This window comes from Lactiplantibacillus songbeiensis, from assembly GCF_005405125.1.
GTDB lineage: Bacteria > Bacillota > Bacilli > Lactobacillales > Lactobacillaceae > Lactiplantibacillus > Lactiplantibacillus songbeiensis.
Genome location: NZ_BJDL01000013.1, coordinates 41,843 through 58,057, shown reverse-complemented (window position 1 = coordinate 58,057; position 16,215 = coordinate 41,843). Strand labels below are relative to the sequence as shown.

Sequence of the window (16,215 nt, the reverse complement as noted above, 5' to 3'; positions counted from 1 at the left end):
TCCTCACTATGAACGCGTGCGCCGTTTACCGAGCCAGTAAGCCCCGGTAATCAACAACAGCAACGCTAAGATGGCAAGGATAATCCACAACCACCAATTAACCGGTTGTTTAACCGCTTTAACGGTCGTATTGTGTTCACGAGTGCGCTGCGCTGATAAACGAAAGTGCTGATTAAAATTCCAAGTGCGCTTACCGCTTGTCAGATGCAACTTTAACGTATAACGACCCGCCGCTAACGTCTTACTTCCTAAAGTGACCCCATAATTAAACCAACTATTGGGCGCCATCGAACCGGCTTTTAACGTTTGGGTGGTCACTTGCTTACCAGTCTGATCTTGAATCACGCGGGCCTTAATCTTTAGTTCACCAAATAACAACGGCGTCAGATTACGAATTTTGGCAAAGACCATTGGCTGATCGCCTTGCAGGCCGACCTTGACCGCAGCTAATTTCAATTGAACCGGCAAAACTTGTTTCGGGTGACACCACAATGAAACGGCGGTTACTTCAGCATAACGATTATCTAGCCGAAAATTTTGCGAGTGCTTTTTCGGTTTCGGCACGGTTGCTTTAACATCTGTCACGAATAGCCCACCTAACACTTGACCACGAAAGCCACCGCTGGGAATCTTCGTCCGAAAAGTCACCGTTTTGCCTTGATGGGGCGCTAACGTGATGGTCACCGCGGGCGTTGTCATCTTAGTAAATGTTGTCTGAGCGGACGAATCTGTGCGATTTGATGGGACATAGACCGCGTTTCCAGCATCAGCCGTCGTCGCATTAATCGGGATTACTTTTAAGGTTCGCGACGTTGCCCCCGGATTGCTGACGGCTAATTTTAACACTTGCGTCGCCCCAGGTGTCACGTGCAAATCATAATAATCCGCTTGCTTGGTCAATTGATTTTTAGGTAATAAAGGCATGGCAGTAAAGTTGGTTGGTTTGCTGGCGGTTGCATGAGCAGTCCCATACCAGCCACCAAACAATCCTAGCAACACGACTAAACCGAACAACCCCCATTTGAACCGTCTATCTTTCATTGTGAGCCCCCCCAGCACTAACGATTAATCAAATTTAATCCGCTCAATCAACTATGACGCTGGCGTTGTCGCGGCTGGCGCATCCTGTAACGCCCAGTACATCGTCGCCGTGTAGGCCCCAGCAGTAATTGTTGGTTCCTTACCAATGGTCAAGGCACTAGTCAATGCTAAAGTAGCACTGTTACTACCTTCACCAGAATTAGCATCAGCTAACCAGAACGTTTCCGGACTCGTTACCCAACCAGAAGTCGTGGTCGACTGTGGTAACGTCAAGCTAATTGGCGCTGCCGTAGTCGTGTTGTCCACTGCTCCAGCCGTCGCATTTAACGCCAAGGACGCACTCGTCACAGTATCCTTGCCAGTCGTGGTAAAGGGCCCCATCCCAACTGTCAATGCCCAACCAGCATGGTTCCCACGATAGTCAGTGATATTTAACGAATCGGTCCCATTGCCATCATAACCAGTCCCACCAGTGGTCGAGCCGGTCACTAATGGTAAGCTTGAGCTCCCAGTGGCAATACTTTTAACACCAATACTGCCTAACTGAATATTAGGCACTGCATTCAAGGTTAATGGACCTGGCGCGACCGTAAACTCAGCGTTTGACTGAGCTTCAGCACTCCCAGTACTATCAGAAACATACCCGGTCGAAACCGTTGTTAAATTGCTAGTAGCCGTCCCAGGGCCAGCCGCCATCGCCGCTAACGGCGTTAAGGCTAAGGTGGCGATCGCTAAGCCACCACCAATACCACTCATCATTTTATTAATTGCACGCATGATATTCTCCTCCAATCTGCATGTTGTGACCCTAACTCATTTGGACCATCATTTATGACCAGTCCGCTTACGGCTGACCAGCCACACCCTAGTTTAAATTATCGTTAACAACATCATCTCTTGTCCTCTGACACCAACCGAAGTTTACCACTTGTGTACAATTAAATGCGACTTTGGATTTTCATTTGGAAGCTTTGCGTACCAACTATTGATTGGTGATTAAATTGCCACTCTGGTTGGGCCAGAATCGGCTGGAACGTGGTGGCCGCGTTTTCGAGCCACAGAGCGGTCTCGAAAGCCGGGCTTTATCTAAGTCGGAAAATCACCGACTAAGATAAACGACACCACTGAGCCAATTCTGACCCGCCCGACGTTAACTACCGGGAATTAATGATTATTTATTAGCGGCCATAAATTTAGCCGAGAAGTTGGTTCCTAAAATGCTAAGCCGTGTCGTTGGCCTTAGTGTGAGCGGTCTGTTCAGACTTAGACCAGGGCTAGTTGTGAAGATCATGGCTTTTCAAAATGACCCATGACGATTTTAGAAACCAACCAGCAGGCGCCAATTTTTAACTAGCACCAAGCCGGTTGCCTAATATGGATCGTACGGCCAAACTTTAACGCCATAAAAAAACGTCCAAGCCATTGCTGACTTGGACGTTCCAATTAATTATTTTTTCAAAGCATCGTCTAGTTTCTCGACCCCTTTGACCGGACCCACAACGGTTAAAACATCATGCAGTTCCATCATATCAGTTGGCTTGGGCGACACATTGATCTTACCGTTATGCTTAATGGCAATCACGGTCAAGCCAAAGCGCTGACGTAAATTTAAATCAATCAAGTTCTGATTAATAAAGGTTGGATCAGTAATTTCAATGGCCGCTAACGTGTATTCATCGCTCAAATCAATAAAGCTTAAAATATGATTCGACAATAATTTACGGACAATGTTATGACCCATATCCCGTTCTGGAAAAATCACTTGATCCGCACCGACCCGTTCGAGCACCCGACCTTGATCACTAGTTTCCGCTTTAGCAATGACTTTTTTAGCCCCTTGCTCTTTACTCAGCATGGTTGTCAAAATACTGGCTTCCATATTATTGCCAATCCCAATAATCACGTAATCAAACGTATCAACGTTTAAGTCTCGTAAAACTTCTTCATCACGCGTGTCGGCAATTAACGTCTGAGTCGCGACTTCCATTAAAGCATTGACGGGTGCTTCCTTGATGTCGACCGCTAACACATCCTGATGCGCCGCAACTAAGGTCCGCACAACACTTTCACCAAAGCGTCCCAAGCCGAAGACGGCAAAACTTTTCTTCATTGTTGATGACCTCTCTAACCAATTAGAATATTTTCTTCCGGATAACGAATTAAGCTAACTCTAGCTTGGCGTTTGGATAACGAGTATAAGGATGTGAAGATGCCGACCCGACCGATAAACATCAACAGCATGATAACCAACTTACCAATCACCGTTAAATGTGGGGTCAATCCCAAGCTGAGCCCCACCGTTCCAAACGCGGACAACACTTCAAAGACCACGTATTCCAGCCCAAATTCTTTAGGAATCGTTTCTGTCTGCGCTAAGATCAGCGTGGCCACCGAAATGACGACACTCGCCAAGAAAATCAATAACAACGCCCGACTAATATTCGACTGGCTAAACCGTCGATGACTGAATTCAACATCTTGCCGACCACGCAATTGGGCAATACTTTGGAGCATTAAAATCCCAAACGTCGTGGTTTTAATCCCACCAGCAGTCGAACCAGGCGTCCCACCGACAAACATCAAGACCATTAGTAAGAACAGACTACCGACCCGTAAGCTTTGGGTTGGAATCGTCGTTAATCCCGCCGTCCGTGGCGTCACACTTAAAAATAACGTGTTAACGGTCCGATTGAACCAACTCGTGCCGGCTGGTAAAATGGCTAAATCTCTTTCAGTAATCAGTAATAAAATAAAGCCTGCCACAAATAAACTAATCGTGGTCACTAAGGTTAACTTGGAGTTCAACGTGAGCCGATGCCGTTCATGGAAAAGCAACAGATCGCGCCAGACTAAAAAGCCCAGCCCCCCTGCAATAATCAGCACCATCGTCACAATCAACACGTACGAATCACTGCGAAAATCCATCAGACTATTGCCGAAAACATCAAAGCCAGCGTTACAAAATGACATGACCGCATGGTACATCGACACATACAGCCCCCGTGACCAGCCAAAGCGTGGCACAAAATCAACCGCCAGCAGGCCGAGACCACCGACTTGAAAGAGTAGTGACAACCCAATCACATAACGCATGACACTTTTAGTATCACTTAAATTTTCTAAGTTGAGTGATTCCTTGACCATCAATTGCGTGGACAATCCAATGTTGCGCCGCATAATATTAAACAGCAACACCGCAAAGGTCATATACCCTAACGCGCCAACTTCTGACAATCCCAAAATCACTAATTGACCAAATGTCGACCAGTGTTCCGCCGTATTGACGACCGTTAGTCCCGTAATACACGTTGCCGAAGCGGCCGTAAAGACGATATTAATAAAGCTCGTTACTTTACCAGTCGCCGTCGCCATCGGTAAACTTAACAAAATGGTCCCGATGACAATTAAAATTACAAAACCTGCGACCATTTTCTTCGATAAGGTATCAAAAAATTTAAACTGCTTTAACCGTTCCATAATCATCCAATCCTAGGCTAACTGGTCCCTAAACCCCTGACCAGTCGCCACCAATATTGCTCACTCCTCTTAGCTTAAGCAACTCAACCTTGAAAAGCAAGCCTGATTTCAGACGACTAGCAATGACACGTTCAGTTAACCCGGTTTGACCCTGTGACCATCAGTTTTTAAGGCAATGTTATTTAAGTTTAACAACTAAAAATGAGTCATTAACGCAAAAAAGCGTCCAACCGCTTATTAGCAGTCAGACGTTCATGGTTATTTTAATTAGATGTATTGCAAGACACGTTCGTCATTGTAAGCCGCATCAATCATCCCAGAACCTAAACATTCCTCACCGTTGTAGAAAACAACGGCTTGGCCAGGTGTAATCGCCCGGACCGGATCATCAAAGGTTACCTTAACTTTAGTATGGTCCTCATTAAAGTGCACCGTGACGCCGGAATCCTTTTGACGGTACCGGAACTTAGCAGTCACATGGAAATCGTTCCCTAGGTCTTCGTTTGTCACAAAGTGCAAATCGGACGCTTCCAAATAGGTCGCGTAGAGATGTGGATTGTGATAGCCTTTGCCCACGTATAAAATATTCTGCTTCAAATCTTTGCCGACCACGAACCAAGGCTCGTTATCTTCACCATCGCCACCGATACCTAAACCGCGACGTTGGCCAATCGTATAATACATCAACCCAGCATGTTCACCCTTAACTTGGCCGTCAAACGTCATCATCTTACCAGGCGTTGCTGGTAAGTAATGACCTAAGAATTCCTTGAAATTCTTTTCGCCAATAAAGCAAATTCCAACTGAATCTTTCTTCTTAGCCGTTGCTAAGCCCGCATTCAAAGCCAATTTCCGTACATCTGGCTTGATCATCTCGCCGAGTGGGAACATCACCTTTGATAACGTCTTAGAATCCAACTGACTCAAGAAGTAGGTTTGGTCCTTGTTACTGTCAACCCCACGCAATAAGTGCATCGTGCCATCTTCATCATGCTGTAAGCGCGCATAATGCCCAGTTGCGATGTAATCTGCACCCAAGTCCATGGCGTAATCTAAGAACGCCTTGAACTTAATTTCCTTGTTACAGATGACATCAGGATTAGGCGTACGGCCCTTCTTGTATTCGTCTAAGAAATACGTAAAGACCCGATCCCAATATTCCTTTTCAAAGTTGATTGAGTAATAAGGGATCCCAACTTTGTCGGCCACTTTGGCAACGTCTTTATAATCTTCGGTCGCGGTACAAACACCATTTTCATCTGTATCGTCCCAGTTCTTCATAAAGACCCCTACCACGTCGTAACCTTGCTGCTTTAACAGTAAAGCGACCACGGACGAATCAACGCCGCCACTCATGCCGACGACGACCCGTGTGTTACTGTGATCAGTCATACTTGTTCACCATCATTTCCAAAAGATTCTGGAGAATCCACGATTTGAAGGTCGTACAATTCCAGTAAGTTCCATTATAACAAAGAAAACGCCGGCTGCAAGCCAGGCGTTTCATGATTAGACCTCAACTAATAATTCACGGTCGATAAATTCTTTAATAATATAGTGTAATTGTTCCACTGCACCTGCATGAGCATCCTTTTTAAAGATGTCCACCCGTTGCATGCCGTTCCCGGTGACCGTGGCCATCTTAAAACCAGTCAGGTCTGCATTCACACCCATTTTAAACTTAAAAGCCGCGTTATATGGCGAAGTTGGGTCTAAAGCCCGTTCGTACGTAAACGCCCCAGATTTCCCCTTTACAAAGCCTAAATCCATTAACGTATACTTCTTAGCCGCAGGACTTAATTGATAAGTCTTAGTGTCGCCAGGTATTTGCACCGTTGTCGAATAAGCCATGGTGATGTCCTCCTTTATTTTTTCAATAACCGTTTAACCGTCTTGGTCAAAACAGTTACAAATTGATCTAAATCTGCTTTAGTCGTGTAACGCCCAAAGCTCAGACGAATTGATTCCGCAACCCGTGGTGAATCTGCGCCAAACATCGCAATTAAAACATGTGATGGTTCCAAGCTACCCGCGGTACAGGCTGATCCGCCTGAAACGGCCACACCGCCGAGATCCAAGTTTGTCTGTAAGGTGTAAGTTGAAATGCCCTTGATCCAGAGATTCAAAACATGTTGTAAGTTATTGGTCCCTAATGAACCGTTAACTTCAAAGTCAATGTCATTCGCTTGTAATTGGTCAACAATATATTGTTTAAAGTCATGATATTTCGCTTGCCGATGGGCCTTTTCAGCCGCCGTCAATTCACTGACCGCTTGCGCAAAACCAGCAATAGCAGGCACATTTTCCGTCCCTGCACGCCGCTTGTCTTCTTGCTCGCCACCCTTGATTAAACTTGGGAAGTTCACCCCATTGCGCCGATATAAGAAACCGATAAACTTTGGCCCATTGATCTTATGCGCGGACGTCGATAACATGTCGATATGATCACGTTCAACATCAATATCTAGTAAGCCATATGCTTGCACCGCATCGGTATGGAACCAGGCTTGATGGTCTTTTAAGAGTTCACCAATTTCGTGAATCGGCATGTGTGCGCCGACCTCATTATTGCCCATCATAATTGAGACTAAGATCGTATCAGGACGTAAGGCAGCTTTAAAATCAGCTAAACTAATATCACCATTTTTATCAACTGGTAGATAAGTGACATCAAAGCCTTGCTTTTCCAACGCCGCTAACGGTTTCAAAATAGCTTGATGCTCAACCGCCGTGGTAATAATGTGTTTGCCTAAGCTTTGACGGGCATGGGCAGTTTGCATAATGGCGGTATTGTCGCCTTCCGTCCCACCACTCGTAAAGATAATATCGTCATCATGAGCATTAATACTTTGCGCAATGATGTGCCGACTATCATCTAAGACTTCTCTGGCAGCCCGGCCAAACGCATGCGTACTGGACGCATTACCGAAATTATGCTGCATCTCATCCATCATCTTGGTGACCACTGACTCAGCCATGGGCGTTGTCGCGGCGTTATCTAGGTACACTCGCTTCATCAAAATACTTCTTTCTACATTAATAGTTTTATTCAGTTAGACACTAGCTTATACGCTTAGTGCTAATGGGATTAGCTTGCCACTCTGGTTGGTCCAGAATCGGCTGGAACGTGGTGGCCACGTTTTCGAGCCACAGAGCGGTCTCGAAAGCCGGGCTTTATCTAAGTCGGAAAACCACCGACCAAGATAAACGACACCACTGAGCCAATTCTGGACCGCCCGACGTTAACTAACAGATATAAAAAAATAACAATTGATTATTCTCAATTCAGTTATTTATCCGAGAAGTTGCGTTCTAAAAAACTCAGCCGTGTCATTGACCATAGTGCGAGTGGTTTTCTCGGGCCATGACCAATGGCGTTCCAGCATTTTAGGAACTAACCGGCAACCAGCAATTTCAACTAGCACCAAGCGTTAACTTATTTATTTTGAGCGGCAAATAAGGCCAATAACATGGCAGCCGATTGCTTGCCAGCAGCTAAAATAAATTCATCAAAGCTAACCCCGGCATCTTCATCACCGACATCAGACATGGCCCGAATGACCACGTAAGGCGTGTTGAATTGATGACAAGCTTGGCCAATCGCTGCCCCTTCCATTTCGCTGGAAAGTGCCTTTGGAAAATGACTCAAGATTTGATCAGTAGCTGCTTTACCAGCGATGAATTGGTCACCTGAAACGATTAGACCAGTCTTGGCATGTAAGCCAGTTGCTTCAGCAGCCGCTACAATTTGCTTGACCCAGTTGGCATCCGTTTCATAATACAACGGTTGTTGTGGTAATTGGCCATATTCGTAATTAAACGCCGTCGCATCAACATCGTGGTAGGCAGTGGCCGTCGCGACGACCACATCACCAACCGCTAAACCTTGGCCAATCCCACCGGCTGAGCCAGAATTGATCACGACATCAACATCAAAGTTCGTGATCATTAAAGCCGCCGTCATCCCAGCTTGAACTTTACCAATTCCAGACTGTACTAAAACGACTTCTTGATGATCAATTTTGCCATCGTAAAAGGTGATGTCTTTAATTGGTTGGACCGTTTCATCCTGTAAGGCTTCCCGTAAAGTCTTGAGTTCTTCTGCCATCGCACAAATAATGCCAAATTTCATTTAAATTGTCCTGCTTTCATTTTATGGTGTAAAAAATAAGATTAAAAATACAATAATAATTGCCAGCGTCAAGCCTAGAATCACCCAATTGAGCTTACGCCCTAAGCGTTTCGTCTTGGCTTCTTCGAGGGCCCTATTATTTTCAGCCGCATATTCACGACGTGACGCGCTACTGGTCTCACCAGCGTCATCGGCGTCACCGGTTTGTTGCCGGTAACGTTGCCGTGTCATTTGATCGTCATCTGCCATTAAGCTTCAACTCCTAACGTAGGGTGACTTTGCCAATACCAAACGGCCATTAGCGTTTTCGCATCGACTAACTTACCAACAGCGACTTGCGCGATTGCGGTCGGTAAGTCTAACTTAACTAAGCGCAATAATTCATCAGGATCTTGTGGTAACGCTGTTTGGACTGGTGACAGTCCCGTCGCCACGTACAACGTCATATACTCATCGGTAAACCCTGGTGACGTATAAAAACCGGCCACTCGTTTTAAATGCGCCGCTTTCAGCCGCGTTTCTTCATTTAATTCACGCACAGCGGCTTGATCAGCCGTTTCATCGGCTTCAACTTTACCAGCTGGGATTTCTAAAGTCACCCCATTCGCCGGTGCCCGCCATTGCTTGACCAATACCAGTTGCTGGTCTGCTGTCACCACTAAGACCGCGACGGCCGCTTGATGGTGAACGATTTCGCGCACCGCCTTAGTCGCGTCTGGCAAGGTGACTTGTTGCCGTTCAACTTGAATCAGCTCACCTTGATAGACCATCTGCTGCTGATCAACCTGTTCTTCAAATGTCATGCCGTAACCCCCTCGGACTCACTTGCTTTAAAACAAGGATACCGATTTTTTTACGGAAATGCAATTTTACCCAGACAACCAGCCAAATCTTAACCGAAGTTAAAAAAACGCTGGCTAGTCGTTGCCGACCACCCAGCGTCATAAAAACTTTTTAAGCGGTCGTTAATGAACCGACAAAGTTCGCATAAGCGGCTTGTTCACCGGTGACCGTCACACTAGCTTGGCTATAATCTGCAGCTAATGCTGAATCCAATGGTAAGCTGACAATCTTCACGAAGGTGGCATTCCCAATCAATTCCATCCAATATTCTTCATCAGCACCTTGGTGAACGATGGTCTTAACCATCCCACCAGGATTAGTGACATGAATTTCTTGATTGAAATCGGTACTTTCTTGATGTAATAAGACATACATCAAGGAAGATGCTGACATCGCCGTCCCGCAAGCATTGGTAAACCCCACACCGCGTTCAAAGGTCCGGACAAAGATTGAATTTTGACCTAAAACTTCGACAAAGCTGACATTGACACCATCTGGGAAGATTGAATTTTTACCATCATTCATCCACTTACCGATGCGACCTAATTCAGGACCAACCAACGTTTCGTGGTCAACAAAGGCGATCAAATGCGGATTTGGTACGGATACTGCTGAGAACTTCAACGTGGTCGATAATTCAGGAATCGTTTCATTGATAATCGTTTGCGCATCATGATTAGCATGCATGCCAATCGTTTGTGCGTCAAATGACACTGGTGAAATTTCAACACTGAAAGCTGGCACGTGATCTGCAAAATCAGCAACTGCTTGAACTTTCAAGTCGGCATACATCGTCTGAACACGGAATGCATCTTGACTGTTTTGGGTACCAAGATAACGGGCAACCGTCCGTAACCCATTTCCACACATGCTGGCTTCAGTCCCATCAGCGTTGATGACCCGCATCCGGCCCAAAGCACTAGGATGTTCAGATTTATCAACGACTAACACCCCATCGGCACCTTCATATAACCCGGCGCCCTCACGTTTACAAATATTAATCGCAAGCTGTTGCAATTGCGCATCCGTCAGTGGTTCTGGAAATTGCGTTTGGTCCAATAAATAAAAATCATTACCGGAGCCATGCACCTTGATCATTTTCACTACCATCAGCATCCTATCTTTTTATAATCTCTGGTTATAAGCTACTTCACTATCATACTTACTTTTTAAACATATTTCAATTACCAAGAACCAAATTACCTGACTGTAGCCATTATTGTTCGAGATTCATTGGTATTACCCACTCTAGTTGGGGCAACGGAGACGGCGAAACAACGATCAAACCAGACAAAAAGAGCTGATAAAACCAACAATCGATTTCACCAGCTCATTAAATCCAATTATCTAAAACAATTAAGCTTCCAAACCAGTTTCAACTGATTCAGGATAGTTCGTCCGCACAATGTTCGCACAGCGCGCACAAAGCATTGGATAAGCATCGTCGCTACCAACATCAGTCTTAGTCATCCGGCAACGTGAACAAACCTCACCATCAGCATGACTAACCTTGATTGCAACATGATCACCGAAAGTTTCGGCGTCAGCAGGTGCATCAGCTAAGACGTGTAAGTCTAACGCTGAGACCATCAACATTTGCCGCACATTAGTATTCAAGCCATCTAACATTGCTTGGGTATCCGCATCGACGTATAAATCTAGATGTGCTTCTAAGGATTTCCCAATCAACTTCGCATCCCGGGCTTCTTCCAAAGCCTTTAAGACATCACTGCGCAAGTCCATGAACTTGCCCCAGCCAGCATTTAAGGTTTCAGCATTAGCGTAAGTTTGCACGGTTGGCATCTCAGCTAATTGCACGAATTCTTCTGGTTCCTTCAAGAATGGCCAGATTTCTTCAGTTGTATGTGGCAACATTGGCGTAAATAACTTAGTCAACGCCACAACCGTGTCATAAAAGACGGTTTGCATTGAACGCCGTGAATGACTGTCTTCAGCATCAATGTACATGATGTCTTTGGCCACATCCAAGTAGAAGTTTGATAAGTCGACCGTCAAGAAGTTCAATAATAACTTGTAAATATCCAAGAAGTCGTAGTGATCATAATGGTCTTTAACTTCACTCACGAAATCGTTCAAACGAACGGCCATGTATTGGTCAACGGTTGCCAAGTCGTCAAAGGCCACGCGATTCGTTTTCGGATCAAAGTCGGTCGTATTAGCCAACATGAAGCGCATCGTGTTCCGGAACTTCTTGTAACCATCAGCAACCTGTTTGAAGCTTTCCATTGAAACCCGCACGTCAGAACTCGTATCGACTGATGAGACCCACAAACGGACAATTTCAGCCCCCATTTGTTTGATCACTTCAGCAGGCGCGATCGTATTACCTAAGGACTTGCTCATCTTACGACCCTTATTATCCAAGGTAAAGCCTTGTGACAAGACTTGCTTGTAAGGCGCATGACCAGAAACAGCCACACTGGTAATCAAACTTGAGTTGAACCAACCACGATATTGGTCAGAGCCTTCCAAGTAAAGGTCCGCTGGATAATCGAGATAATCACGTTCTGCTAAGACCCCTTGATGTGAGGAACCAGAATCGAACCAAACATCCATGATGTCTTGTTCTTTAGTGAACTCGCCATGAGGTGAATGTTCATTCGTGTAGCCTTCTGGCAATAAGTCTTTGGCATCCCGTTCAAACCAAACGTTTGAACCTTCTTTAGCAATTAAATCAGCCACATGATTGATCGTTTCTTGATCCATAATCGCCGTACCATCTTCAGCATAGAAGATTGGTAGTGGCACACCCCAGACCCGTTGCCGTGAAATGACCCAGTCACCACGGTCACGAATCATGTTGTGTAGCCGCTTTTGGCCCCAATCTGGGAAGAATTGTACATCATCGATAGCATGCAAGATTTCATCACGCATATCACCAACAGAAGCAAACCATTGTGGCGTTGCTCGGAAGATGATTGGCTTCTTAGTCCGCCAGTCAAATGGATAACTATGTTCGTATGGCATGTACTTGAGTAACAAGCCAGCGTCTTTTAATTTATCTAAGGCAATTTGGTTAGCATCATCGTAGAAGACCCCAGCAAAGTCAGGCCCAGCTTCTTCAGTCAAGACCCCTTGGTTATTAACCGGTGCGAAGACTGGCAAATCGTACTTCAACCCAACTCGGTAGTCATCTTCCCCATAACCAGGCGCCGTATGCACTAATCCGGTCCCAGCATCTAAGGTAACGAAATCACCAAGCATAGTGACAATCTTACGGTCAGCATCAAATGGATGTTGGCAAATAACCCGATCCAAGTCAGCGCCTTTAACGGTCTTTAAGACTTTGACATCTTCCCAACCAAAGCGTTCCGCATTCTCTTCAACCAATTCTGCAGCTAAGACATACTTGTGGTCATCACCACTGTGTTGAACCACCGCGTAGTCGAAGCCGGCATCAATGGTAATCCCTTCAGATGCAGGAATCGTCCAAGGCGTGGTCGTCCAAACGACCATATAAGTATCGTCATCTAAAACACCCTTGCCATCAATAACTTTTTCGCCAAAAAAGGCCGATGGTGACGTCACATCATGATATTCAACTTCGGCTTCCGCCAGGGCTGATTCTGATGACCATGACCAATAAACTGGCTTTTGACCACGATAGATCAAGTGGCGCTTGGCAAAAGCCCCAAAGACCCGGATTTGAGCGGCTTCAAATTCTGGCTTTAAAGTCAGGTATGGATTATCCCATTCACCAGCAACCCCTAAACGCTTGAATTCATCCCGTTGACGGTCAACTTGCTTTAAAGCATACTCGCGACATAATTCACGGAACGCATTCGTCGACATCTTTTTACGGTCATAACCAGCTTGTTGCAACTTTTGTTCAATTGGTAACCCATGAGTATCCCAACCAGGCACGTAAGGGGCTCGGAAACCATTCATTGATTTGTAACGCACGATAAAATCTTTAGTGATCTTATTCAACGCATGTCCCATATGGATATCGCCGTTCGCGTATGGCGGGCCATCATGTAAAATGAAAGTTGGTTTTCCTTCATTTAACTTTTGACGATGTTCGTAGACTTTGTTTTCTGCCCAAACGTTTTCACGTTCGGCCTCTTTAACAGGTAAATTACCACGCATTTTAAACTTGGTTTTACCGAGGTTAAGCGTTTCTTTAACGCGCATTTGATCACTCCTTAATAATTTTATCTGAATCAATTCATTTTTGGGTACAAAAAAACTCCGCCCGGCTAGGGACGAAGTTATCGTGGTACCACCCAATTTTAGAATTGCTTAGATTCTCTCTTAGCATGGTTAACGGTCATGAACCGGTTGACCTTACTACAAATTCAGGCCGACATTCAGAGACGATCTGCAACAAAGTGAGGGACGACCGCGTTCCCATTATCGGCGGCTCTCTGTGCGTATCACAAAGTTGTTTGCTATTCTCTTCAAAATATTAGATAAATTTAATTGATACCTCTGATTTTAGTCGACTTACTTGTTGCCGTCAACATCATCATCGGGAAAAATCACAACAGTTTGTTGTTGCCCTTGATCACCGCCATCAGCAACTGGCGTTTCACCAGCAACTGCTTCGGTAATTTCAGGGGTTGCTTCTGAGTTTACACTCGCGTTAGCCCCATTGTCAAGGTCGTCATCCTTTAAAACATGTTGAATTTCCGAATAATTAGAGGTATCGGTTTCGCTTAATAGTTGATCCCAATCCTTGCTCTTAACCACTTCCAACTGTGATTCTAACATCACTTGGAGGCGTTGACGGAAGACCCGGGTTTGCTTCTTTAAATCATCCGTTTCAACTGATAGACGCTTAGCCTTTTGCGAAGCTTCATCAATCATTTGGTTAGACTTGTCAGTCGCTTCACTGACAATATCGGAAGCTTGCTTTTGAGCTTCACGGGTGATGATATCCGCTTCCTTCTTGGAATTGGTCTTCACTTTATCCGCAGCTTCTTGCGCAACCAAGATTGATTGGTTCAAAGAATCTTTCAATTCATTGAAGTACTTCAACTTGCCTTCACTAGCGTCTAAACGTTCCTGGAGGTCTTTATTTTGCTTCAAGGTAATCTGATAATCCTTGATAATTTGTTCAAGAAAATCATTTACCTCGTCAATATTGTATCCACGTAATTTCGTGGAAAACTCTTTGTTATGAATGTCATCAGGACTTAACACCATACTAAATTTCCTCCAATATCTATTTACTATGAATAATATTTAAAGTAATGCGCAAACGCGCCTTTTTGGTCTCCCCACCAACTTCAGCCAAGCGTACCCGGCCATAGTGCTTAACACTCAACATATCCAACAAAGCCAATTCATAATCGGCCTTCGTCAATTCAGCCCAGTTTAACCGGACATGCTTGGCTTCGACTGCCTCTTTGGCATGATGCCGAGATAAGTTGAAAGCGGCCTTAATTACACTATCAGCTCGTAATGAGCTAACCGTAGTCGTGATTGATTCCCAATCATTCTGCGGATCAATCACGTCAGCCAAAGCGACCGGTGTCAGATGAATTTTGGTTTTACCAAAACGATCGACTTGGTCACTAAAATAATCTGCTAATTCACTTTCGCAGAAAAACTGCCACGTTTCCCCATCTGAGACAATATCGCCAAACACATCCCGTTCGACACCAGCATTCGCCAACGTTCCTAAAATTTGACCATGTTTTAACGTGGCAAACTTTAACGGATAGACGATATTGAACAAAGTGAGCTGGAAATCAGCCAGTTGCGGTTCATAGTAGGTCGGGTAAAAGAGCACCCGTTTTAATTCAGCGCCCTCATACCCACCATTGGCTCGCATCCGCACATCATCAAGTTGGTTGACCATGGTTTGCGCAATGTAAACTTGCCGCGGATTCAAAAAGGCGGTCAAGATTGGTCGATACTGATCAGCCGCTTGTTGCAACCAACCAGTGACCTGTTCAATAAATGGGGCTTCACTATCGCGAAAATGTTGTTTTAAATTTTCATCTTCATTCACGATACTATCCTCGTTATTTCAAAATTTAAATAAAGCTAACTAAGTAAAATAATCCGCGTTCAGCAAACTCTAACACCAAAAAGGCAATGATCGGTGAAAAGTCGATTCCCGCAATTGCTGGAATAAAACGTCGGAAAATACTTAAGAACGGTTCACAGATGCGCCCTAAGAAACGTCCAACCGCTGTATTATAAGCCCCAGGGAACCAGGACATTAAAATATACACGACCAGCGCAATTTGGTACAACTGGAACAAACGATCAATCAGATTAAAAATAAATGTCAGGGGAAATCACTCCTTACGCTTAGAGGCTATTGGGGTTAAATTGGCTCGTGGTACTCCCAGAAACTTCATAGTTTTCAGGAATACAAAGAAAAATCTCGTCACCGATTCGTTCGATTTCACCATTAATGGCGTAGACCGTCCCCGTTAAAAAGTCGACAATTCGACGCGCCATTTGATCATCAACGTGATCAAAGTTAACGATCACAGCTTGATTTTTCAAGAGTTGCGCGGCAATTTCTTTAACATCAGAATAAATCTTAGGTTCAAACAAGGCAATCTTACTATTAACCGACTTACCGCCTTGCATCGGCACGATTTTGGGAGTCGCGGGATTAGCCGTGTTCGTTGGCATGTCCCGGGTCGGTTGAGCATTGCTGTTGGGATTAGTATCGAGATTGTCCTCGTCACTGACCCCGAAAAAATTATTAAAAAAGCGTCCGGCCATTAGTTATCGCT

The 16,215-nt window shown here is 45.0% G+C and carries 16 protein-coding genes and 1 other annotated feature; all 16 genes read right to left on the bottom strand.

What is annotated here, in order from left to right:
* Nucleotides 1–6 precede the first annotated feature (6 nt).
* Nucleotides 7–1,041 carry a WxLIP family cell surface protein gene (locus FFM77_RS05845; protein ID WP_137634824.1) on the bottom strand — a complete coding sequence of 345 codons (1,035 nt, stop codon included), beginning with the start codon at nucleotides 1,039–1,041 and terminating at the stop codon, nucleotides 7–9.
* Between the two features lie 51 nt (nucleotides 1,042–1,092).
* Nucleotides 1,093–1,818 (bottom strand): WxL domain-containing protein, encoded by a 726-nt coding sequence (locus tag FFM77_RS05840; RefSeq protein WP_137634823.1) that lies wholly within the window; start codon nucleotides 1,816–1,818, stop codon nucleotides 1,093–1,095.
* 670 nt (nucleotides 1,819–2,488) lie between these two features.
* Nucleotides 2,489–3,151 (bottom strand): potassium channel family protein, encoded by a 663-nt coding sequence (locus FFM77_RS05835; RefSeq protein WP_137634822.1) that lies wholly within the window; start codon nucleotides 3,149–3,151, stop codon nucleotides 2,489–2,491.
* 14 nt (nucleotides 3,152–3,165) lie between these two features.
* A complete protein-coding gene (locus FFM77_RS05830) occupies nucleotides 3,166–4,524 on the bottom strand; it encodes a TrkH family potassium uptake protein (protein ID WP_137634821.1) in 1,359 nt (452 codons plus the stop codon).
* Nucleotides 4,525–4,785: 261 nt separating this feature from the next.
* Nucleotides 4,786–5,910 (bottom strand): tRNA 2-thiouridine(34) synthase MnmA, encoded by a 1,125-nt coding sequence (mnmA, locus tag FFM77_RS05825; protein ID WP_137634820.1) that lies wholly within the window; start codon nucleotides 5,908–5,910, stop codon nucleotides 4,786–4,788.
* 117 nt (nucleotides 5,911–6,027) lie between these two features.
* Entirely contained in the window at nucleotides 6,028–6,369 is a 342-nt protein-coding gene (locus FFM77_RS05820; RefSeq protein WP_137634819.1) for a DUF1831 domain-containing protein, read from the bottom strand.
* Nucleotides 6,370–6,383: 14 nt separating this feature from the next.
* Nucleotides 6,384–7,535 carry a cysteine desulfurase family protein gene (locus FFM77_RS05815; protein WP_137634818.1) on the bottom strand — a complete coding sequence of 384 codons (1,152 nt, stop codon included), beginning with the start codon at nucleotides 7,533–7,535 and terminating at the stop codon, nucleotides 6,384–6,386.
* Between the two features lie 419 nt (nucleotides 7,536–7,954).
* Nucleotides 7,955–8,650 (bottom strand): 5'-methylthioadenosine/adenosylhomocysteine nucleosidase, encoded by a 696-nt coding sequence (locus tag FFM77_RS05810; protein WP_137634817.1) that lies wholly within the window; start codon nucleotides 8,648–8,650, stop codon nucleotides 7,955–7,957.
* Nucleotides 8,651–8,671: 21 nt separating this feature from the next.
* A complete protein-coding gene (locus tag FFM77_RS05805; RefSeq protein ID WP_137634816.1) occupies nucleotides 8,672–8,899 on the bottom strand; it encodes a hypothetical protein in 228 nt (75 codons plus the stop codon).
* Nucleotides 8,899–9,453 (bottom strand): NUDIX hydrolase, encoded by a 555-nt coding sequence (locus FFM77_RS05800; RefSeq protein WP_137634815.1) that lies wholly within the window; start codon nucleotides 9,451–9,453, stop codon nucleotides 8,899–8,901. The genes FFM77_RS05805 and FFM77_RS05800 overlap by 1 nt, the downstream gene beginning before the upstream one ends.
* A gap of 151 nt (nucleotides 9,454–9,604) precedes the next feature.
* The gene (gene dapF, locus FFM77_RS05795; RefSeq protein WP_137634814.1) at nucleotides 9,605–10,603 is read right to left on the bottom strand and encodes a diaminopimelate epimerase; all 999 of its coding nucleotides are present in this window, start codon (nucleotides 10,601–10,603) and stop codon (nucleotides 9,605–9,607) included.
* Nucleotides 10,604–10,849: 246 nt separating this feature from the next.
* Nucleotides 10,850–13,648, bottom strand: coding sequence for an isoleucine--tRNA ligase (gene ileS, locus FFM77_RS05790; RefSeq protein WP_137634813.1), 2,799 nt, complete (start codon nucleotides 13,646–13,648; stop codon nucleotides 10,850–10,852).
* A gap of 64 nt (nucleotides 13,649–13,712) precedes the next feature.
* Nucleotides 13,713–13,927: a binding site (T-box leader), on the bottom strand.
* A gap of 33 nt (nucleotides 13,928–13,960) precedes the next feature.
* The gene (locus FFM77_RS05785; protein ID WP_137634812.1) at nucleotides 13,961–14,662 is read right to left on the bottom strand and encodes a DivIVA domain-containing protein; all 702 of its coding nucleotides are present in this window, start codon (nucleotides 14,660–14,662) and stop codon (nucleotides 13,961–13,963) included.
* Between the two features lie 19 nt (nucleotides 14,663–14,681).
* Nucleotides 14,682–15,473 (bottom strand): YlmH family RNA-binding protein, encoded by a 792-nt coding sequence (locus FFM77_RS05780; protein WP_137634811.1) that lies wholly within the window; start codon nucleotides 15,471–15,473, stop codon nucleotides 14,682–14,684.
* Between the two features lie 25 nt (nucleotides 15,474–15,498).
* Entirely contained in the window at nucleotides 15,499–15,759 is a 261-nt protein-coding gene (locus FFM77_RS05775; RefSeq protein WP_137634810.1) for a YggT family protein, read from the bottom strand.
* 19 nt (nucleotides 15,760–15,778) lie between these two features.
* Entirely contained in the window at nucleotides 15,779–16,204 is a 426-nt protein-coding gene (locus tag FFM77_RS05770) for a cell division protein SepF (protein WP_137634809.1), read from the bottom strand.
* Nucleotides 16,205–16,215: the final 11 nt, after the last annotated feature.

Coding starts and splice junctions, on each gene's coding strand:
- FFM77_RS05845 (WP_137634824.1), bottom strand. CDS start 1,041: ATGAAAGATAGACGGTTCAAATGGGGGTTGTTCGGTTTAGTCGTGTTG.
- FFM77_RS05840 (WP_137634823.1), bottom strand. CDS start 1,818: ATGCGTGCAATTAATAAAATGATGAGTGGTATTGGTGGTGGCTTAGCG.
- FFM77_RS05835 (WP_137634822.1), bottom strand. CDS start 3,151: ATGAAGAAAAGTTTTGCCGTCTTCGGCTTGGGACGCTTTGGTGAAAGT.
- FFM77_RS05830 (WP_137634821.1), bottom strand. CDS start 4,524: ATGATTATGGAACGGTTAAAGCAGTTTAAATTTTTTGATACCTTATCG.
- mnmA (WP_137634820.1), bottom strand. CDS start 5,910: ATGACTGATCACAGTAACACACGGGTCGTCGTCGGCATGAGTGGCGGC.
- FFM77_RS05820 (WP_137634819.1), bottom strand. CDS start 6,369: ATGGCTTATTCGACAACGGTGCAAATACCTGGCGACACTAAGACTTAT.
- FFM77_RS05815 (WP_137634818.1), bottom strand. CDS start 7,535: ATGAAGCGAGTGTACCTAGATAACGCCGCGACAACGCCCATGGCTGAG.
- FFM77_RS05810 (WP_137634817.1), bottom strand. CDS start 8,650: ATGAAATTTGGCATTATTTGTGCGATGGCAGAAGAACTCAAGACTTTA.
- FFM77_RS05805 (WP_137634816.1), bottom strand. CDS start 8,899: ATGGCAGATGACGATCAAATGACACGGCAACGTTACCGGCAACAAACC.
- FFM77_RS05800 (WP_137634815.1), bottom strand. CDS start 9,453: ATGACATTTGAAGAACAGGTTGATCAGCAGCAGATGGTCTATCAAGGT.
- dapF (WP_137634814.1), bottom strand. CDS start 10,603: ATGGTAGTGAAAATGATCAAGGTGCATGGCTCCGGTAATGATTTTTAT.
- ileS (WP_137634813.1), bottom strand. CDS start 13,648: ATGCGCGTTAAAGAAACGCTTAACCTCGGTAAAACCAAGTTTAAAATG.
- FFM77_RS05785 (WP_137634812.1), bottom strand. CDS start 14,662: ATGGTGTTAAGTCCTGATGACATTCATAACAAAGAGTTTTCCACGAAA.
- FFM77_RS05770 (WP_137634809.1), bottom strand. CDS start 16,204: ATGGCCGGACGCTTTTTTAATAATTTTTTCGGGGTCAGTGACGAGGAC.